General features: G+C 43.0%; 20 protein-coding genes and 2 riboswitches. Of the genes, 6 read left to right on the top strand and 14 right to left on the bottom strand.

Annotation, left to right across the window (positions count from 1 at the left end; translation table 11 throughout):
* The first annotated feature begins 19 nt into the window (after nt 1-19).
* On the top strand, nt 20-1,540 hold the full coding sequence (gene kinD, locus AC4CV5_RS07940; RefSeq protein WP_326220659.1) for a sporulation kinase KinD: 1,521 nt from the start codon (nt 20-22) through the stop codon (nt 1,538-1,540).
* 26 nt (nt 1,541-1,566) lie between these two features.
* Here kinD and AC4CV5_RS07935 read toward each other — a convergent pair whose 3' ends face one another.
* On the bottom strand, nt 1,567-1,998 hold the full coding sequence (locus AC4CV5_RS07935; protein ID WP_490922417.1) for a hypothetical protein: 432 nt from the start codon (nt 1,996-1,998) through the stop codon (nt 1,567-1,569).
* Between the two features lie 86 nt (nt 1,999-2,084).
* On the bottom strand, nt 2,085-2,342 hold the full coding sequence (gene spo0E, locus AC4CV5_RS07930; RefSeq protein WP_003218598.1) for an aspartyl-phosphate phosphatase Spo0E: 258 nt from the start codon (nt 2,340-2,342) through the stop codon (nt 2,085-2,087).
* Between the two features lie 202 nt (nt 2,343-2,544).
* Between spo0E and AC4CV5_RS07925 the strand changes: the two genes are divergently transcribed.
* On the top strand, nt 2,545-2,865 hold the full coding sequence (locus tag AC4CV5_RS07925) for a YkvA family protein (protein WP_490922416.1): 321 nt from the start codon (nt 2,545-2,547) through the stop codon (nt 2,863-2,865).
* Between the two features lie 39 nt (nt 2,866-2,904).
* On the opposite strand, the gene mtnD is transcribed toward AC4CV5_RS07925, so the two are convergent.
* From mtnD to mtnE, 5 genes are all read right to left on the bottom strand, one after another.
* On the bottom strand, nt 2,905-3,441 hold the full coding sequence (gene mtnD / locus AC4CV5_RS07920; protein WP_061187350.1) for an acireductone dioxygenase: 537 nt from the start codon (nt 3,439-3,441) through the stop codon (nt 2,905-2,907).
* 14 nt (nt 3,442-3,455) lie between these two features.
* Nucleotides 3,456-4,085, bottom strand: coding sequence for a methylthioribulose 1-phosphate dehydratase (locus AC4CV5_RS07915; RefSeq protein WP_490922415.1), 630 nt, complete (start codon nt 4,083-4,085; stop codon nt 3,456-3,458).
* The gene (gene mtnX, locus AC4CV5_RS07910; protein ID WP_222142714.1) at nt 4,043-4,750 is read right to left on the bottom strand and encodes a 2-hydroxy-3-keto-5-methylthiopentenyl-1-phosphate phosphatase; all 708 of its coding nucleotides are present in this window, start codon (nt 4,748-4,750) and stop codon (nt 4,043-4,045) included. The genes AC4CV5_RS07915 and mtnX overlap by 43 nt, the downstream gene beginning before the upstream one ends.
* On the bottom strand, nt 4,747-5,964 hold the full coding sequence (gene mtnW / locus AC4CV5_RS07905; protein WP_326220665.1) for a 2,3-diketo-5-methylthiopentyl-1-phosphate enolase: 1,218 nt from the start codon (nt 5,962-5,964) through the stop codon (nt 4,747-4,749). The genes mtnX and mtnW overlap by 4 nt, the downstream gene beginning before the upstream one ends.
* Before the next feature lie 84 nt (nt 5,965-6,048).
* A riboswitch (SAM riboswitch) is annotated at nt 6,049-6,149 on the bottom strand.
* A 41-nt stretch (nt 6,150-6,190) separates the two neighbouring features.
* Nucleotides 6,191-7,384 carry a methionine-glutamine aminotransferase gene (gene mtnE / locus AC4CV5_RS07900; RefSeq protein WP_490922413.1) on the bottom strand — a complete coding sequence of 398 codons (1,194 nt, stop codon included), beginning with the start codon at nt 7,382-7,384 and terminating at the stop codon, nt 6,191-6,193.
* A 94-nt stretch (nt 7,385-7,478) separates the two neighbouring features.
* Here mtnE and AC4CV5_RS07895 point away from each other — a divergent pair, with 94 nt between their 5' ends.
* The 3 genes from AC4CV5_RS07895 (at nt 7,479) to mtnA (ending at nt 10,863) form a co-directional block, all read left to right on the top strand.
* Nucleotides 7,479-8,258 carry a carbon-nitrogen family hydrolase gene (locus tag AC4CV5_RS07895; protein WP_166853389.1) on the top strand — a complete coding sequence of 260 codons (780 nt, stop codon included), beginning with the start codon at nt 7,479-7,481 and terminating at the stop codon, nt 8,256-8,258.
* A gap of 83 nt (nt 8,259-8,341) precedes the next feature.
* Nucleotides 8,342-8,496, top strand: a riboswitch (SAM riboswitch).
* A 104-nt stretch (nt 8,497-8,600) separates the two neighbouring features.
* On the top strand, nt 8,601-9,794 hold the full coding sequence (gene mtnK / locus AC4CV5_RS07890; RefSeq protein WP_490922412.1) for an S-methyl-5-thioribose kinase: 1,194 nt from the start codon (nt 8,601-8,603) through the stop codon (nt 9,792-9,794).
* Nucleotides 9,795-9,801: 7 nt separating this feature from the next.
* The gene (mtnA, locus tag AC4CV5_RS07885) at nt 9,802-10,863 is read left to right on the top strand and encodes an S-methyl-5-thioribose-1-phosphate isomerase (RefSeq protein WP_490922411.1); all 1,062 of its coding nucleotides are present in this window, start codon (nt 9,802-9,804) and stop codon (nt 10,861-10,863) included.
* 32 nt (nt 10,864-10,895) lie between these two features.
* Here the strand turns inward: mtnA and AC4CV5_RS07880 are convergent, their stop codons facing one another.
* From AC4CV5_RS07880 to kinE, 3 genes are all read right to left on the bottom strand, one after another.
* On the bottom strand, nt 10,896-11,021 hold the full coding sequence (locus AC4CV5_RS07880; protein ID WP_003218585.1) for a hypothetical protein: 126 nt from the start codon (nt 11,019-11,021) through the stop codon (nt 10,896-10,898).
* 89 nt (nt 11,022-11,110) lie between these two features.
* Nucleotides 11,111-11,608 (bottom strand): methylated-DNA--[protein]-cysteine S-methyltransferase, encoded by a 498-nt coding sequence (locus AC4CV5_RS07875; RefSeq protein WP_102702854.1) that lies wholly within the window; start codon nt 11,606-11,608, stop codon nt 11,111-11,113.
* Nucleotides 11,605-13,821, bottom strand: a complete 2,217-nt coding sequence (gene kinE, locus AC4CV5_RS07870) for a sporulation two-component system sensor histidine kinase KinE (protein ID WP_222142708.1) — start codon at nt 13,819-13,821, stop codon at nt 11,605-11,607. The genes AC4CV5_RS07875 and kinE overlap by 4 nt, the downstream gene beginning before the upstream one ends.
* 251 nt (nt 13,822-14,072) lie before the next feature.
* Between kinE and AC4CV5_RS07865 the strand changes: the two genes are divergently transcribed.
* Nucleotides 14,073-15,095 (top strand): acyltransferase family protein, encoded by a 1,023-nt coding sequence (locus AC4CV5_RS07865; protein WP_166853399.1) that lies wholly within the window; start codon nt 14,073-14,075, stop codon nt 15,093-15,095.
* A gap of 41 nt (nt 15,096-15,136) precedes the next feature.
* On the opposite strand, the gene AC4CV5_RS07860 is transcribed toward AC4CV5_RS07865, so the two are convergent.
* The 4 genes from AC4CV5_RS07860 to htpX form a co-directional block, all read right to left on the bottom strand.
* Nucleotides 15,137-15,307 (bottom strand): hypothetical protein, encoded by a 171-nt coding sequence (locus tag AC4CV5_RS07860; RefSeq protein WP_373923486.1) that lies wholly within the window; start codon nt 15,305-15,307, stop codon nt 15,137-15,139.
* A gap of 2 nt (nt 15,308-15,309) precedes the next feature.
* A complete protein-coding gene (locus AC4CV5_RS07855) occupies nt 15,310-15,465 on the bottom strand; it encodes a protein YkzP (RefSeq protein WP_003232510.1) in 156 nt (51 codons plus the stop codon).
* A 155-nt stretch (nt 15,466-15,620) separates the two neighbouring features.
* On the bottom strand, nt 15,621-16,970 hold the full coding sequence (locus tag AC4CV5_RS07850; protein ID WP_490922410.1) for a TrkH family potassium uptake protein: 1,350 nt from the start codon (nt 16,968-16,970) through the stop codon (nt 15,621-15,623).
* 174 nt (nt 16,971-17,144) lie between these two features.
* The gene (gene htpX, locus AC4CV5_RS07845; RefSeq protein WP_166853405.1) at nt 17,145-18,041 is read right to left on the bottom strand and encodes a protease HtpX; all 897 of its coding nucleotides are present in this window, start codon (nt 18,039-18,041) and stop codon (nt 17,145-17,147) included.
* Between the last annotated feature and the right edge of the window lie 25 nt (nt 18,042-18,066).

The following is an 18,066-nucleotide window of genomic DNA, read 5'->3' as shown; positions in this document are numbered from 1 at the left end:
AATACCTCTAATCAGGTGTATGTTGGAGCGATGCAAATTGAAAATACTAAAAGGCGCCTGCGGGAGAGTCAAACTTTATATAATACTGGTCGTTATTCCGGCAATCGTCATCAGCTTTTTCGTATATGAAAAAGAAAAAGATACAATAGCTGCAGAACATAAGCAAGAAGCGAGTGTAATGCTGAACCTTCACCGCAACAAAATCAATTATTTAATCGGAGAAACAAAGGCGAGAATGACCTCCTTGTCCATCGCCATCGACAGACCGGTTGATATAAAGAAAATGCAGTCGATTTTGGAAAAAACCTTTGATTCAGAGCCAAGATTTTCCGGTCTCTATTTTCTAAATGCCAAAGGAGACGTCACCGCAAGCACAACAGAATTAAAAACGAAAGTAAACCTGGCCGACAGATCTTTTTTTACAAAAGCGAAGGAAACAAAAAAGACAGTCATTTCAGATAGTTACTCGAGCAGAATTACAGGCCAGCCGATTTTTACAATTTGTGTCCCTGTTTTGGACTCAAAACGAAATGTGACAGAATATCTTGTCGCAGCTATTCAAATTGATTATTTGAAAAATCTCATTAACTTACTTAGCCCTGATGTTTATATTGAAGTTGTGAACCAAGACGGAAAAATGATTTTTACGAGCGGACAGGCCTCTCATGCAAAAGATCAGAAACCTGTCAGCGGTTATCTGGATGAAATCAGCTGGAATATGAAAGTATATCCGAACCCGGTTACAATAGAAGAACTGACGAAAAGCCTTGTGCTTCCGCTTTCATGTAGTATTGTTCTGCTGAATATCCTTTTTATTCTCGTGCTGTATTATTTGCTGAAGCGGCAGACACAACTGGAGCGCTCAGAAAATGAGGCGCAAAAATTAGAACTGATCGGAACGCTTGCTGCCAGTACAGCCCATGAAATCCGCAACCCGCTCACCGGCATAAGCGGCTTTATTCAGCTGTTGCAAAAGAAATATAAAGGTGAAGAAGATCAGCTTTACTTCTCCATTATCGAACAGGAGATAAAGCGCATTAATCAAATTGTGAGTGAGTTTCTCGTTCTAGGCAAGCCGACAGCTGAAAAATGGGAGCTGAACTCGCTTCAGGATATTATCGGTGAAATTATGCCGATTATCTATTCTGAGGGCAACCTATACAATGTTGAAGTCGAACTACAGTATTCAACCGAGCAGCCCTTACTCGTAAAATGTACCAAAGATCATATTAAACAAGTGATTTTAAATGTAGCAAAAAATGGCCTCGAGTCAATGCCTGAAGGAGGCAAACTGACGATCTCCGTGGGAGCTTTGGATAAAAAGGCTATTATCAAAGTTGTGGATAACGGTGAAGGGATTTCTCAGGAAATGCTGGATCATATCTTCCTTCCCTTTGTTACTTCTAAAGAAAAAGGAACCGGTCTCGGCCTTGTCGTATGTAAACGGATCGTTCTGATGTACGGTGGCTCCATTCATATCGAAAGTGAAGTGCGAAGAGGCACAGAGGTGACGATCACTCTCCCTGTATCCGCTTCATAGCCCCCCTGACATGTCAGGAGGGTTTTTTATCTTCGTGACCGGGGAATGCCGTTCGACTTGCTTGCTGTTCTGCCAGAAAACAGTATTTTGATGAAGCGGAACAGCAATTTTAGAAGCAAGGAAAACAAAAAGAATACCAAAAAACCCTTTAAACCTTCCGTTGCATCTAAAAACTCCATATTCCCTCTCCCCGTCACTTTTTGCTGAATTTCAATCGCAAAAACGATAACAATGATCACTGTAATGGTATAGATAAAGGACAAGGCTGTCATGCTCCATTTAGAAAGCCATGTAAATACAGCGTGAGTGACGCCGAAAAAGATTATGCCAAAAATGCCAATCACCCAAAAATGCATTTCCTTGTCAGTTAAATGAATGCCAAACATTCCGCATAACGAAATAAAAGCATCATGAAATTGATTGACCATTTCAGTAATGAGAATCGCCAGTTCTTTCATCAGTTCCCTCTTTCATATGAATTTTTCCAGAAAAAAAGAGCGCTTCTGAAAAGCCTCTCTCTTTATATATGCATTTGATAGCGCCGCTATTTATTTGCATCATATGCTGGCATAACGTCTCTGCGGGGCCACAAGCCTAATTTCTTTACAAGGCCTTGAATCCCTTGAGAATGTTCGTTTTCTTGCATGAGCTGGTGATATTCATTTATTAAACAATCCAGCTCCTGACTGTGTCTGATCGTGTCATGCCCTGTAAATCCCTGCTTTCTAGCGGCATCTATCATTAACTTTCTTTTTTCATCAATAGACACCAACAATCTTTCTTGTTCAGAAGAACCGCCCATTCACTTCACCCCTCGCCGCTAAGAAATAGGAAACAAGTTTGATTGGGTTATTGTGCATTATTACAGATTATACTTTATTTGTAAACATATTTTCATTAAATAAGTTATTTTTTCAGGTATAATAGATATATTGATAGGATTAGAAGAACAATACCCAGGTGAAGAATATCTTAAACACGCCGCCAGGCAGGAGGTATGCCCAATGAAGAAAAAGAAAGCAATAATGCTCGGAGCGGCAGGCGGAAAAGCGATTTTAAAAAGGAAAAACCGAAAAAAATACATTCAGCACATTACTGTTTTTTCACAAATGATTCGGGATTGGAGAAACGGCAATTATCCCCGTTCACAGGTAAAAACGCTTTTTCTTCTAACTGCTGCCATCTTATATATCGCCATGCCACTCGATATCATTCCAGACGTTATCCTCGGTCTAGGGATCATTGATGATGCAGCTGTATTAGGTTTGATTTGGACGCTGATTAAAAAAGAAATGTCACAATATGAAAAGTGGCGTTTGCAATAAATATAAAAAGCCCCGTTCGATGAACGGGGCTTTTCCTGCTTACTGATTCACGCTGTCTTTTTCATAAATCGGAACCCAGCCTTCAGTTGTGACAAAGATTCTCACCGCGACAACTTTGCGGTCCTCCTGAAGTGTGAAGTAATGGCGAATATTTTCAGGCACGGAGATTAAATCTCCAGGGTTTAAACGGACATCAAAAAACGTGCCGTCCTTGCCCTGAATGACAAAAATGCCGTGTCCGCTAACGATAAAACGAACCTCATCGTCTGTATGGTGATGCTCTCTTTTAAAATTCTCAAGCAGTTCATCAAGTTTCGGATTGCTGTCTGACAATGAAATAACATCCTGTGCTTTGTAGCCGCGGCGGGCTGAGATATCTTTAATTTCAGTTTCAAAGGTATCAAGGATTTGCTGTTTTTCTTCTTCTGTCAGATCATATTTCTCTGAAAGCTGTTCCGGTAACTTCGCAATATCCCATTGCTCATAAATAACCTCTTGACTGTCCAGAAAGCTTGCTACTTCCTCTTGATTTTCAATCGTTGTATTTGCCTCATCATGAATTCGAATTGTTGCCATTTCAGTTCCTCCTTTTATTTAACCAGCTGGTGCTGGAGTGTTTTCAATTTCAAATGGTAGCTGAACAAAAATTCATATGCTTCAAGGACTCTTTTTGCTTCAAACGCTGTTCTGCCCCAAGCTGTAATACCGTGATTTCGGATCAGAACAGCTCCTGAATCATCTGAAATCTCTTCCGCAAACAGAGCCGCGAGCGTCGGAATATGAGCCGGGTTTTCAATGATCGGAATGGTCACTTCTGCATCCTCTTCCCACAGGCCGAGCGCTTTTATTATTTCCTGGCCTCTGAACGTGATTTTCTTTTGGTCTCCGTATAGCTCTGAGATTACATTATTGTTTACTGTATGGACGTGCAGGCAGCATCCGGCATTGGTTTTATTGTACAAATGTGTGTGCAAAAGCGTTTCCGCTGACGGTTTTAGAGAATGCCCGCTTTCGGCAGGTTCTCCGTTTTGATCCACCAGCAGAAAATCTTCATCCGTTTCTTTGCGTTTATCTTTTCCGCTTGCAGTGACGAGAAATGTTAAAGGCTCATCAGAAACTTTAATAGACAGATTGCCGCTAGTCGCCGGAAACCAATCTCTTTCTGCCAATTCCCGTTTTACTTCAGCGAGTTCTCTCCAGCGTTCTTGTTTTGCAGCCATTCCTGTACCTCCGTTACATTCTCGATATCTTTTCTTATCTCATAAAAATCTTGATACGGGAGATGATTCAGGTTCCGCTCCCGGCATTCGTTTAATAAATAATCTCTTGCAAAGCAAAGGTCTGATAGCTTTGCCGCCTCCACATCTGTAACCGAGTCACCGATCATGATGATATATTGGTTTGGCTCAGAAAGTTCATGTATCACCGACGGCTTGCAGCACCCGCATTGATTGCTACAAGTCCCTTTACAGGAATGAGGCCAATCAATATGAATATAGTCACTGTCAAATGACGCATGGTTGCAATAAATACGATCTTTTTCCACAATGCCTTCAAGCAAAGGATATACAAAAAAGTCCATTCCTCCGCTTACGATATAAAACGGCAGCTCATGCTCATTGATAAACGCTACAAATTCCCGAAAGCCTTCCCTGATTTTTGCATCTTCCAATACAAATCTTGTAATCTCTTCTTTTAAACTGCTGGGCAGAAGGCCGAACATCCGCCCGACACCTTCTTTGATTGACAGCGTTTTGGAAAGGACGCCGTCTTTTAATGCCGTCCACTCCGGCGGAGCGAATGTTTTCATGATGCTTATAATGTTGTCGTTCATCGTGATGGTTCCGTCAAAATCACAAATAATTAAAGGCTTTCGAGTCGTCATACGGCTTCAACCTTTCCCCATTTATCAAGCGCGAGCTTCAGATTCTTGCATTGTTCGGCTTTTTCATCAATCGGCTGGGCTTCTAAGACAGCATCAATTATGGCTCTGAACGCTTTGCCCCCGCCTTGGGCGCCGTTTGGATGTCCGTGTACGCCTCCCCCGGCGTTAATAATATGATCTATACCGAAATCCCGCATTAAAAGCGGAACCATGCCAGGATGAATGCCTGCTGACGGAACGGCAAATGTTTGGTTAAAGGCATCCTCTCTCACACATTCTTCATGAATCGCCAGCGCATCTTCTTTTGGAAGCGCAACCGAACCGTATGGAGATGGGAAGAGACTAAAGTCAGCACCGCAATACCGGTTTAATTTTCCGAGCAAAAGAGCGTGAGAAAAGCCGTAGAACGGAGAAGACGTAAACGCCCCGCTGACCGCTGGATGTGCCATAATCGGGATTGCGATTTCGGGATCTTCCGCTAGGCTTTGCATGACGTCCAAGCCGTAAGCAAAGACATTAAACAAAAGTGCATCCGCCCCCAATTCGGCAGCGCGTCTCGCTTTGTCTTTCAGATCCGCCGTGCGTCCAGTCAAATTGACCGCATACAGCGTTTTATGTCCGGTTTGCTCATACGTTTCTTTCAATATTTGCTTTCCTTCTGTAATTCTTGTTTCAAAAGGCGCCAGCCCTGTCTCAAAGAAAATTTCATCGTCCTTAATCAAATCAACTCCGCCAAGCGCCTGCTGTCTGAGCTGTTCTTTAATATCACTCAGGTCCCTTCCGATGACCCCTTTAAATATGCTCATTAACAGCGGTCTCTCAAACTCTCCCAGCAGTTTCCGAATGCCGTATACGCCAAACTTCGGTCCCGGCAGTGTGCGCTTAAATGCCTCAGAGAAGTGAAGATCGAGTAATTTAATTTTTCCGTCCAGCGACAGCTTGCCAAACACTGTTGTCAGTAAAGCCGGAATATCCCGAGAGAAATTGATTTCAGGATAGGCGATTGTGATCACCGCTTGTTTTCCTGATGCAGGAGTTCCCTCTCTTTCCTCGACCTTTATCACCCGTCCCTTGTGCTTTTGCATTTGCTCCTGTTTCACTAGAGGCAGATCTGTCCATGAGCCTACTGTCAATCCTGTTGCGATTTGTTCTGCTTTTTTCTCTGTATCGGCTCCCGGTTCGGTCAGGAGATATGTTGCTATTAACTCACTCATGCCTGAGCTCCTTTCATTTACATCCATATAAAAAAACCTCTTCAAACAGCAATCGCGTCTAAAGAGGTTTCGTTTCTCGTCCGAATCTTATCTCTCAGCCGCCAGCTGCAAGAATTAGCACCGTGCTTTATAAGTCGGTTGCCGGGCTTCATCGGGCTCGTCCCTCTGCCTGCTCTTGATAAGAAAATATAGATTTTATAAATTATTTTGAATTATCCCACCGTTATCAAATCTTGTCAATGCTTTTTTGGGTAAACAGGTTCAGTTTCCCAATTCGATAAGCGGCTTCTTTGAGACTTTCTTCACTTGTCAGCAGTCCGACTCTGACGTAGCCCTCGCCATATTCTCCGAAGCCGTTTCCAGCCGCAACCGCCACATTTGCTTTTTCCAGCAAAAGGTCTGAGAACTGCTCGGAAGTATAGCCTTCAGGCACAGGCAGCCATGCAAAAAATGAACCTGCCGGAGCTGTCACATCCCAGCCGATTTCCCGGCATGCAGCGATCCAAGCGTTTCGCCTGCTCTCATATCGGGCATTTTGCTCCGCCACACACGTCTGATCAGCTAGCAGTGCCGCTGCTGCAGCCTCCTGAGTCGCTCTGAAAAGACTGACAAACATGTGGTCTTGATAAAGATTGATTGCTTCAATGACCGAAGCGTTTCCGACGGCAAAGCCGACCCGCCACCCTGCCATGTTATACGTTTTTGACAGCGTGTAAATTTCAATTCCGATATCCTTCGCACCTTCAGTCTGCAAAAAGCTTAACGGTTTGCAGCCGTCAAACCCTACAGCGCCATAAGCAAAATCGTGAACGACACAGATCCCGTTTTCTTTCGCAAAACTGACCGTTTCTTCAAAAAATTCAGATGTAGCAATAGCTCCAGTCGGATTATTCGGATAATTTAAATACATCAATTTCGCCTGTTCTCTCACTTCGGCGGCGATGCTGCTGTAATCAGGAAGAAACGCCCTGTCCTTTACGAGCGGCATCATTTCCATTTTCGCTTTCGCGAGTGTGACACCTGACCAGTAATCAGGATAGCCCGGATCAGGAACTAAAATCGTATCTCCGGGATTCAACAGGCATTGCGGGAGCTCGACCAGACCGGCTTTCCCGCCGAATAATATAGCGACTTCAGTTTCCGGGTCAAGATCAATGCCGTATTCTCTTTTATAAAATGCTGCTGCGGCTGATTTTAGACTGTACGAGCCGCGAAAAGACGAGTATTTATGATTTTCAGGATCCGCAACGGCTCGTTTCATTTCCTCGACGATATGTTCCGGAGTCGGCTGATCCGGATTTCCCTGTCCGAGGTTGATGACGTCATGCCCTTCTGCGAGCTTTTGGTTCACTTTCTGCACCAGAGAAGCGAAGAATTGTTTAGGCAATTCCTTCAATACATGAGACTGTTCAAATTTCATCTATTCTCACCTTCTAAAAAAATCTTGAAATGATAGTCCATCATCATATATGGTTAAATGAAAAAAGTAAAGAAAAATTTGGAGTGATAAAAAGATGAAATGGACGATATCTTGTCTTCAATTTGATATTTCATATGGTAAACGTTCGGAAAATATCAAAAAGGCTGAATTTTTGATCGAAAAAGAAAGCAAGCATGCTGATGTTCTTGTTCTTCCTGAATTATGGACGACCGGATATGACCTGGCCAACCTTGATGAGCTCGCTGATGAAGACGGGCGTTTTGCTCAGAGCTGGCTGAAGAAAACAGCAAAAAAACATGGCGTTCATATTGTCGCCGGATCGGTCGCTGTCAGAAATGATTCTGATGTTTATAATACAATGTACATCGCGGATAAGGAAGGACAAATCGTTAAAGAGTACAGAAAAGCCCACCTTTTTCAGCTGATGGATGAGCATGTGTATTTATCAGCCGGTTCCGAAGACGGATACTTTGAGCTTGATGGCGTCAAAAGCTCAGGACTGATCTGTTACGATATCCGTTTTCCGGAGTGGATCAGAAAACATACAACAAAAGGTGCCAACGTGCTGTTTATTTCTGCAGAATGGCCGCTTCCCCGCCTTGATCATTGGAAAAGCCTGCTAATTGCCCGGGCCATTGAAAATCAATGCTTTGTCGCTGCATGCAATTGTACCGGTTCAAATCCAGATAATGAATTTGCCGGGCATAGCCTGATTATTGATCCATGGGGGCGTGTACTTGCTGAAGGCGGACGGGAAGAAGGCATTGTCCGAGCTGAAATCGACCTTCAGGAAAGCGTTAAGGTGCGAGAAAGCATTCCTGTTTTCGATGATATCAGAAAAGATTTATATTAAAAAATTTATTGACAACTTAACAAAACACCTGTTACTATGTTCATCAACTGATAAATTAGAATTGTTTAACAAATGAATATATTCTCTTATCGAGAGTTGGGCGAGGGATTTGGCCTTTTGACCCCAACAGCAACCGACCGTAATTCCATTGTGAAATGGGGCGCATCTTTTTCGCGCCGAGACACTCGTCTCTAAGGCACGGTGCTAATTCCATCAGATCTGATCTGAGAGATAAGAGAGGCGGACATACATGTTAAGCCTCTTTCTCTCTGAGAAGGAGGCTTTTTTACGGCCAATCAGCTGCAAACATATCAAGAGATTACATAATTGGAGGTTATGACAATGGCAGTCACAAAAACACCTTTATACGAAACGTTAAATGAAAGCTCCGCTGTGGCACTTGCGGTAAAGCTTGGCTTATTTCCAAGCAAAAGCACACTGACATGCCAGGAAATCGGCGACGGCAACTTAAATTACGTTTTTCATATTTATGATCAAGAACATGACAGAGCTTTGATCATTAAACAGGCGGTTCCTTATGCAAAAGTCGTCGGAGAAAGCTGGCCGCTGACAATCGATCGCGCAAGAATCGAAAGCAGCGCTCTCATCCGGCAGGGTGAGCATGTCCCTCATCTGGTTCCAAGAGTGTTTTATTCTGATACAGAAATGGCGGTTACCGTCATGGAGGACCTCTCTCATCTGAAAATCGCAAGAAAAGGACTCATTGAGGGTGAACATTATCCGCATCTGTCACAGCACATCGGTGAGTTTTTAGGAAAGACCCTTTTTTATTCATCTGATTACGCGCTTGAACCTAAGGTGAAAAAACAGCTTGTTAAACAGTTTACAAACCCGGAGCTGTGCGACATAACGGAAAGACTTGTCTTTACAGATCCTTTCTTTGACCATGACACAAATGATTTTGAAGAAGAGCTTCGTCCTTTTGTCGAGAAGCTTTGGAATAATGACAACGTTAAAATCGAAGCCGCTAAGCTGAAAAAGTCATTTTTAACATCGGCAGAAACGCTGATTCATGGTGATTTGCATACAGGGAGCATTTTTGCAAGCGAACATGAAACAAAGGTGATTGATCCTGAATTTGCTTTTTACGGACCGATCGGCTTTGATGTAGGCCAATTTATCGCCAACTTATTTTTGAACGCACTCGGCCGTGACGGTGATGACAGAGAGCCGTTATACCAGCATGTCAAGCAGGTCTGGGAAACATTTCAAGAGACATTCACTGAAGCCTGGGAAAAGGACAGTCTTGATGTTTACGCCAAAATCGACGGTTATCTTACTGATACGCTCAGTCATATTTTTGAAGAGACGATCGGATTTGCGGGCTGCGAGCTCATACGCCGCACGATCGGCCTTGCCCATGTGGCTGATCTGGATACGATCGTGCCGTTTGATAAACGAATCATCAGAAAACGGCTGGCGCTCGAAACCGGCACAGCCTTTATTGAAAAACGTTCGGACTTCAAAACGATAACGGATGTTATTGAATTATTTAAGTTACTTGTAAAGGAATGATCCATTCATGACCCATTCATTTGCTGTTCCTCGTTCTGTTGAATGGAAAGAAACAGCTATTACCATTTTAAATCAGCAAAAGCTTCCTGACGTGACCGAGTATGTGGAGCTGACGACGAAAGAGGATGTATTTGACGCGATTGTCACGCTCAAGGTAAGAGGCGCCCCGGCCATCGGCATTACGGCTGCCTTCGGACTTGCGCTTGCTGCAAAAGACATAGAAACAGATGATGTCACGGAATTCCGCAGCAGACTGGAAGATATCAAACAATATTTAAACAGCTCACGGCCTACCGCCATTAATTTATCTTGGGCACTTCAGAGACTGAGTCATTCGATCGAAAACGCTATTTCAGTAAATGAAGCAAAAACAAACCTTGTCCATGAAGCGATTCAGATTCAGGTCGAGGATGAGGAAACGTGCCGGATGATCGGTCAAAACGCCCTGCAGCTTTTCAAAAAAGGCGACCGGATTATGACGATCTGCAATGCCGGCTCTATCGCGACAAGCCGCTATGGAACGGCCCTCGCTCCATTTTACTTGGCCAAACAAAAGGATTTGGGACTGCATATTTATGCCTGTGAAACAAGGCCTGTCCTTCAAGGTTCGCGCCTGACTGCGTGGGAGCTGATGCAGGGAGGCATTGATGTCACTCTGATCACAGACAGCATGGCTGCCCATACGATGAGGGAAAAACAAATTTCTGCTGTCATCGTTGGAGCTGATCGAATTGCAAAGAACGGTGATACGGCAAATAAAATCGGAACATACGGTCTCGCGATTTTAGCAAATGCCTTTGATATTCCGTTTTTTGTCGCGGCACCTTTATCTACATTTGATCCAAAAGTGAAGTGCGGCGCTGATATCCCGATAGAGGAACGGGATCCTGAGGAAGTAAGGCAGATTTCCGGAGTCCGGACCGCTCCATCCGATGTGCCTGTCTTTAATCCCGCTTTTGACATTACACCCCATGATCTCATTTCAGGAATCATCACAGAAAAAGGGATTATGACCGGTAACTATGAAGAAGAAATTGAACAGCTGTTTAGAGGCGAAAAGGTTCATTAAAAACCGCTGGACTTTGCTCATGACGGGCCGAGTCAGCGGTTTTTTTGTTTGTTTTTATTGATATTGATGATTTCATCTTTTTGAGCGCTTGATAAGATATGCAGTTTCACAAACAGTTTGGCAAAAACGGCAATTTTCTCAGAGCGGCTCGGCTTCAATTGCTTTGTCCTCCTTTTTCATCAGACCAACTTTTTTCACTTAATAAAATGATATGTCGGCCGTAAAAAAAGGGAACGTGCCATATGTTTTATTTTTCTTTATAGGAGATTTGCTCGATGTTCAGCAAAAATGCTTTGATATCGGTTTTGCTCCCGGCGTATCCTGTTAACGCACTGTTTTTGCCGATCACTCTGTGGCACGGGACAAAAATCGGCAGGTCGTTTCGTTTATTAGCCTGTCCGACTGCGCGCACCGCTTTCGGACTGCCGACCGCAGCGGCGATGTCAGCATAGCTTCGGGATTCTCCGTATGGTATCATCGCGAGCGCCTCCCACACTTTTTGCTGAAAAGGAGTGCCCTTTTGGCTCAGCGGCAGTGAGAAGGTCTTTCTTTCGCCGGCGAAATATTCATGAAGCTGTTTTTTCGCTTCTGCCAGATAAGGTGTTTCCTTGTGCTCTGTATGCTGAACGGTTTCTTTCCAATCCATCCAATCTTCCTGACTGAGAAATAGTCGGGTGATTTGGCCATCTTCTTCGGCAATTATGAGTTCCCCGAGCGGTGTTTCGGCTGTCGCGTAGTAGTTCATTCATCAATCCTTCTTTCTTCAGCATTCTGTCTGACGGGAAGTGTAAGGTGGAAAACGGTGCCCTTCCCTTCTTCACTTTCTACCAGAATTTCGCCTTGATGTTCTTCAATAATTTTATAGCTTACCATAAGCCCAAGTCCAGTTCCCCGTTCCTTCGTCGTATAAAACGGTTCACCAAGGCGCTTTAATTTATCTTCTGTCATTCCGATTCCCTCGTCTTTTAAGGAGATGAGAACATGATCTTGATCCAATGTCCTTATCGTCACAAAAATGTTTCCGCCGTCAGGCATCACTTCGATGGCGTTTTTTAATATATTGATAAATACCTGTTTCAGCTGATTCGGCTCACAGTAGATCGGGGGAATGTCGTCCATTAAATCAAGATGCATTTGTACATTGCTTAGATTGGCTTGTGCGTTCAGAAGGTCTATAGTGTCTCTCATAATTTGGGTAACATGTTTTTCTTCATACATAATGGCCTGGGGCTTGGCTAAAATCAAGAATTCGGTGATGATGGATTCGATGCGCTTTAGTTCTGAGGTGATCACGTTGAAGTAAAGGGCGTAGTCTCCCTCCACACTTCCCTTCAGGAGCTGAATGAAGCCTTTAAGAGCTGTCATCGGATTTCTGATTTCATGAGCGATGCCGGCAGCAAGTTCGCCGACAACATGAAGGGTATCTGACTTGCGCAGGCGTTCCTCCAGTTCTTTTCGCTCTGTTACGTCTTTAAAGATAGCCAGGTTCATATTTTGAATAATATTTCGTTTAAATGAGAATTCAAGTTTTCTGTTGTCACTGCTGCTCAGCAAAAATGGAATTTCGTTGTCCATTTCATCAAAATTAATCTGTCTTGCCGGTGATGCAAGATTTTCTATTTCATACGATGAAATAATATCTAACAAGCTATGCTGTTTAATCTCTTCATGTGACAGGCCTAAAATATGGCTTGCTAACGGGTTGGCGTCGATGATCCTATATTGATTGTCGAACAATACATTGCCGTCCATTGAGCCATTGAACACTTTTCTGAATTTCAGCTCACTTTCCCGCAGCTCCTTTTCCATCCGCTTTCTGTCGCTGACGTTTCTTAAAATCGTCAAGTGCTGATTCTCTAGTATTGTCCGCTTTGAGGTAAATTCAAGTTCTTTGAACTGCCCGTTCCCCATTTGAAACAGCAGCTCTTCTCTGATCTCTCCGTACTTTGCGTATTTCCTTTTCGTTATGCTATATTTCTGCTGTGAGTCAACGAGAAAATCACACAGCCTTCGTTTCAACAGCAGATTCATCGGCAGCTCAAAGATTTTACAGGCTGATTGATTCGCCTTCACGATTCTTCCGTCATTCGACCAGATGATGATGGCGTCCATCGCATTTTCAAATATTTCTCTAAAGCGCTCCTCACTTTTAAAGAGCTGCAGCTCCATAGACCGCTTCTCTGTGATATCCCTCATAATGGACATATAAAACCCGCTGATGATGTTTGATGTAATCGTGAATTCAAATAGCTTTTGAACACCTGAACGAAGCTTGACGGGCAGCTCCCCCTTCGCTTTTCCCTTGCGGTTGAGCGCCTTCCATATATTGTCGAAGTCTTTTCGTGAGCCGCTGTCTATGAACTCATACAACGATAAATGAGACAGCTCATTTTGATTGATTTCAAAGCTTTTGCAGAAGGACAAATTGGCATCAATAAAACCGCCATCTTTATCAAAAAGGACGATTCCGTCAACAGCTCTGTCAAACAAGTCCTTAAAAAGCTGTTCATTCATAGAGAATTCCCGCTCCAGAATCTTCTTTGAAGATATGTCCCTCATGACAACAAAAAAGAAATCCTCGCCTATCCCTCTTTTGGCCAGAAACTCTATGTATTTTGTCGCCCCGCCATCAAGCTTGATCGGGACCTCCTTCCACAGGAAACCTTTTTTAAAAAACTTTTTTACGGCATGATTCAGTTCATCCTTTGGGATTGAAAACAAAAAATCCAAAACAGAACGCTTTTTCAAATCTTCCGAATCAACCTGAAGCATCCTCTCTGTTGCTTCATTCGCCTGAACGATTCGCATTTCATTATCACATATAAAAATAGCATCGAGCGTATTGTTAACAATCACTTGATGCTGATTCAATTCCTTTTTCAGCCGGGCATTTTCTTCTTTGAGACGCTTCAGTTCTTCCCGCAGCTCCGAATTTGTCTGGACACCAAGAGTTTCCATGCGTGTACACTCCTTCTTCAAAACCTATCCCTCAATATTTCTACAAAATGCGGGAACTTCCTTCATTTGCCCTATAAATTTCAGAAAATTTCAGCGCGATTACATAACGAAGACATTTTCTACGATCCTTACCGCCACTTTACATCGTCCTAACAATCAGCCGTTTTTTCAATCCTTTTTCATCTTTTATTTTAAAATATATACCAGCAGGGAATAATCTCTTAGTGACTGATTAAAGAGAAGGTGATGCTATGAGTAAATCGCGAGACAGTTATTTCGATAATGCAAAATTCTTATTGATATTCCTTGTTGTATTCGGTCATATTCTTCGTTCCTTTATTAATGATAACAACTTTATGCTCTACCTCTACAAGTTCATTTACACATTTCACATGCCTGCCTTTATTCTCGTATCCGGTTATTTTGCAAAAGGCTTTAAACGCTCGGGATATGTGAAAAAGCTGGCGGTCAAGCTTATTATTCCGTATTTGATTTTCCAAATCATCTATTCCGTCTTTTATTACATTATGCAAGACGAAAGCATGGCAAATGTGAATCCGATTGATCCGCAATGGTCATTATGGTTTCTCGTAAGCTTATTTTTTTGGAACCTACTGCTTTATCCTTTTTCAAAGCTATCAAAGCTGTGGGCGCTGTTTGTAAGCTGCGGAATTGCCGTACTGATCGGCTATTTAGACTTTGTCAGCAGCACGCTGAGCCTGTCGCGGACATTTGTATTCTTACCAATGTTCCTTGTCGGGTTTTATTTAAATAAACATCATTTTGATTTATTGAGATCAAAACGAGGCAAACAAATCGCGCTCGGGGTGCTTGCCGCCGTATTCGTCATCTGCTGGGGAATCGACTTTGACTATTCTTTTCTGTTCGGCTCAAAACCGTATTCTTCATTTGGAGACGTTACCTTGGCGAGCGGACTTTCCCGAATCGGCTGGTATGTACTCGCCTTTGCGGCAACCTTCAGCTTTTTAGCGCTCGTTCCGCAAAAACGGTTTTTCTTTACGAAATGGGGAACCCGGACATTTTATGTGTATTTGCTTCATGGGTTTATTATTAAAACGCTGAGACAGGTCGGGCTTGAGGATTCGCTTACTGACTATCAGAGCTTAGCAATTCTCTTACTTTTAACAGCAACCCTGACATCAGTACTCTCCAGCAATTTTGTTAAGACAGTTGCTCAGCCCTTCATTGAGCTGAGAATGACCAGCCTATTGCAATTTGTCAGAGGAACGGGCAAAAATGCTTATTTAAAATAGAAAAGACCTCTTAAGCGGGACCCCGCCTAAGAGGTCTTTTTTTATTTTTGTTTTTTCTTTTTTTTCTTTTCAGGCTTTGTGGCTTCTAGCGTCTCGATGATCTTGCCGGCATTGTAATCTCCAAGTTCACTTGAAAATTCTTCCTCCAGCACTTTCTTATTCATAGGCTTTTTATGATTTTGCATATCTCTGCTATGACGATTTTTCTTCAAAATCACATGCCTCCTTGCTGACCCTGTTTGGAATTGCGGTTTGCTCCCCTAAAATTCGGGTCGTCATGATACTGTGTCTTATAAGAATTTGGGTCCATGCTCTCAGTAGGTGTATTGTTATTTTTAATGGCTTCATTCACTTCAGCTTTTCGCTTCATACGAATCCTCCTCGCCAATTTTTCAGACATTTTATTTCGCTTAAAGATGCAGGGCGTTAAACTGCACCTGTTGATGTTAGGTTCTCCAACTGAAATGTTGCCACACATCTTTTTTTTGGCAATCAAAAAACACCGCAAAACATGCGGTGTTTTTTCTATCCGATAATCACTCTTTCCTTCGGATAATGATAATTCGCTTCAATTTCTTTTCTTCCAATCAGATACAGGAAGGTCAGGATACCGATTCGCCCGATAAACATGACAATCATAATGACGCATTTTCCAACGTTGCTTAAATCAGCGGTAATTCCCAGTGACAGACCGGTTGTACCGAACGCTGAGCACACTTCAAACAACAGCTCCAGCAGAGAATGCTTTTCTGTAATCGTAAGAATGAGTGTCGAGCCAAAAACGAGCAGAATCGCCATCATTGTGACAACAAGCGACTTCATGAGATCAGCGTGATGCAGCTCCCTTTTGAATACCTTGACTGACTTATTGCCGCGGGCAAAATGAAACAGCGCAAGAAGGTTCAGGGCGAAAGTCGTTGTCCGTATGCCTCCCCCTACTGAACTTGGCGACGCTCCGATAAACATCAGCGCACTCATAAAAAGCAGAGTGGGGTCAGTCAGCTGGCTTATATCAATCGTGGCAAGCCCCCCGCTCCTTGTTGTGGTTGATTGGAATAGAGAAAGGAATAAAATATCATGCCACGATTTACCTGCAAATAAATGATTTGCTTCAAGCACATAGATCCCTATAGAGCCAAACAAAACAAGTAAGCCAAACATAATGGTTGTAATTTTTGTAAATAAACTAAACGGATATCTTCGGTTTTTAGAAAACAAAAAATCTTTCACTTCCACTAAAACAGGAAAACCGATGGCTCCGAAAACAATCAATAACAGTGTAATAAATTGCACAAAATAATCATGCCGAAATGGAACCAGAGAGCTTCCTGTTATATCAAAACCGGCATTTGTGGTTGCACTGACACTCGCAAAAAAACCATGTAAGTAAGCCTCTTGAATGGAATCGTAGTAGGTTAAAAAATAAGTCCCAAGAATCATGCCGCCAAAGAACTCAATCCATAATATGAGAAAGAGAATCTGTTTCATGAGATTCACGATCCCAGAAAATTGTGATTGATTTTGATCGATCATCATTAATTTCCGTTCTTTTAAACCTATTCTTTTGCCCATTAGGAGCCAAACTGAAGTGCCTAATGTCATAATGCCAATTCCGCCAAACTGCAGAACAAACGCGAGAATAACAATTCCTGTTGTATTAAATGTCTCAGCAGTATTTACAACAGAAAGCCCAGTCACACTAACGGCACTGACTGCTGTAAACAGGGCATCGATAAAAGACCATTCTGCTCCTTGTTTATGGGCCACAGGAAGACTTAATAAAATAACTGCCACCGTCACCGCAAGAAAATAATATACAGCAATCAGCTGGGCCGGCGACAATGCCTGTATCAATTTTCCAAACTTTAATTTCATGTAAAATCCTTCTGCCTCTCTTTTTAAGTACGGTAATTATTCTAAAGATATTGGACCCATTTTAAAAGGCTTTTACGAAACATTTTCTTAACTTGCTTATTTTTTTATTATTTTAGTCAAAGGATACAATAAAAAACCTCTGAGGGATTCTCTCAGAGGAACAATGTGTTTGTATTATTTAGCTTCTAACCGTCTGATTCGCTCATCTAAGTCAGGGTGAGTAGAGAAAAGCGAAGAGCGCTTCTTGCCATTAATCTTTAATGTTTGAACAGCTGTCTGATCGTCTTCCATAATGCGGGAAGAATAGCTCTTAAGCGTCCGAAGGGCATGAATCATCTTATCCTTGCCGGCAAGATCCGCCCCTCCCCTGTCAGCATGGAATTCGCGATGGCGTGAGTACGCAAACACGACCAGGCTGCCAAGAATGGAAAAGACAATTTGAAAGACAATCATTGCAATAAAATGAACGATCGGCGCAAGGTCTTCCTTGACGAAGCGGCTCGCAATCCATGCTGCGATACGCGATAAAAAGACGACAAAGGTATTGACGATACCTTGCAAGAGCGTCATTGTTACCATATCACCATTAGCGATATGCGCGACCTCGTGGGCAAGCACACCTTCAACTGCGGCATCATCCATTTGCTCCAGCAGCCCTGACGACACTGCCACAAGGGAACGGCGTTTTGACGGTCCAGTCGCAAACGCGTTCACTTCAGGTGAACGGTAAATTCCGACTTCCGGCATTTTCGTTAAACCGGCAGAGCGGCTTAATCGGTGAACACGGTCAACCAATTGCTGTTCCTCATAGCTGAGCGTGTGTTTTTTCGGATTCAGCACTCTGACACCCATCATCGTCTTTGCCATCCATCTGGACATCGCAAGAGACGTAAAGGAACCGACAAAACCAACGACTAAGCTGAATACAAGGAGTGCAATTGGATCGATACCGCCATCAGCTGTAAAGTACGTCCCGACTCCGGTAACCGAGCTTAAAACAGACAAAACGATCCCGATTGTTGTGAGCACCAAAATATTCGTTAAAATAAACAGAAAAATTCTTTTCGCCATGACAACCTCCGTTATTTTAAGTTCA

Source organism: Bacillus sp. NS1 (genome assembly GCF_058248265.1).
This window is presented reverse-complemented; position numbering and strand designations above follow the sequence as displayed.

Bases quoted from the DNA above. Each gene is read 5' to 3' on its own strand.
- kinD (WP_326220659.1), top strand. From the start codon at position 20: ATGTTGGAGCGATGCAAATTGAAAATACTAAAAGGCGCCTGCGGGAGA.
- AC4CV5_RS07935 (WP_490922417.1), bottom strand. From the start codon at position 1,998: ATGAAAGAACTGGCGATTCTCATTACTGAAATGGTCAATCAATTTCAT.
- spo0E (WP_003218598.1), bottom strand. From the start codon at position 2,342: ATGGGCGGTTCTTCTGAACAAGAAAGATTGTTGGTGTCTATTGATGAA.
- AC4CV5_RS07925 (WP_490922416.1), top strand. From the start codon at position 2,545: ATGAAGAAAAAGAAAGCAATAATGCTCGGAGCGGCAGGCGGAAAAGCG.
- mtnD (WP_061187350.1), bottom strand. From the start codon at position 3,441: ATGGCAACAATTCGAATTCATGATGAGGCAAATACAACGATTGAAAAT.
- AC4CV5_RS07915 (WP_490922415.1), bottom strand. From the start codon at position 4,085: ATGGCTGCAAAACAAGAACGCTGGAGAGAACTCGCTGAAGTAAAACGG.
- mtnX (WP_222142714.1), bottom strand. From the start codon at position 4,750: ATGACGACTCGAAAGCCTTTAATTATTTGTGATTTTGACGGAACCATC.
- mtnW (WP_326220665.1), bottom strand. From the start codon at position 5,964: ATGAGTGAGTTAATAGCAACATATCTCCTGACCGAACCGGGAGCCGAT.
- mtnE (WP_490922413.1), bottom strand. From the start codon at position 7,384: ATGAAATTTGAACAGTCTCATGTATTGAAGGAATTGCCTAAACAATTC.
- AC4CV5_RS07895 (WP_166853389.1), top strand. From the start codon at position 7,479: ATGAAATGGACGATATCTTGTCTTCAATTTGATATTTCATATGGTAAA.
- mtnK (WP_490922412.1), top strand. From the start codon at position 8,601: ATGGCAGTCACAAAAACACCTTTATACGAAACGTTAAATGAAAGCTCC.
- mtnA (WP_490922411.1), top strand. From the start codon at position 9,802: ATGACCCATTCATTTGCTGTTCCTCGTTCTGTTGAATGGAAAGAAACA.
- AC4CV5_RS07875 (WP_102702854.1), bottom strand. From the start codon at position 11,608: ATGAACTACTACGCGACAGCCGAAACACCGCTCGGGGAACTCATAATT.
- kinE (WP_222142708.1), bottom strand. From the start codon at position 13,821: ATGGAAACTCTTGGTGTCCAGACAAATTCGGAGCTGCGGGAAGAACTG.
- AC4CV5_RS07865 (WP_166853399.1), top strand. From the start codon at position 14,073: ATGAGTAAATCGCGAGACAGTTATTTCGATAATGCAAAATTCTTATTG.
- AC4CV5_RS07855 (WP_003232510.1), bottom strand. From the start codon at position 15,465: ATGAAGCGAAAAGCTGAAGTGAATGAAGCCATTAAAAATAACAATACA.
- AC4CV5_RS07850 (WP_490922410.1), bottom strand. From the start codon at position 16,970: ATGAAATTAAAGTTTGGAAAATTGATACAGGCATTGTCGCCGGCCCAG.
- htpX (WP_166853405.1), bottom strand. From the start codon at position 18,041: ATGGCGAAAAGAATTTTTCTGTTTATTTTAACGAATATTTTGGTGCTC.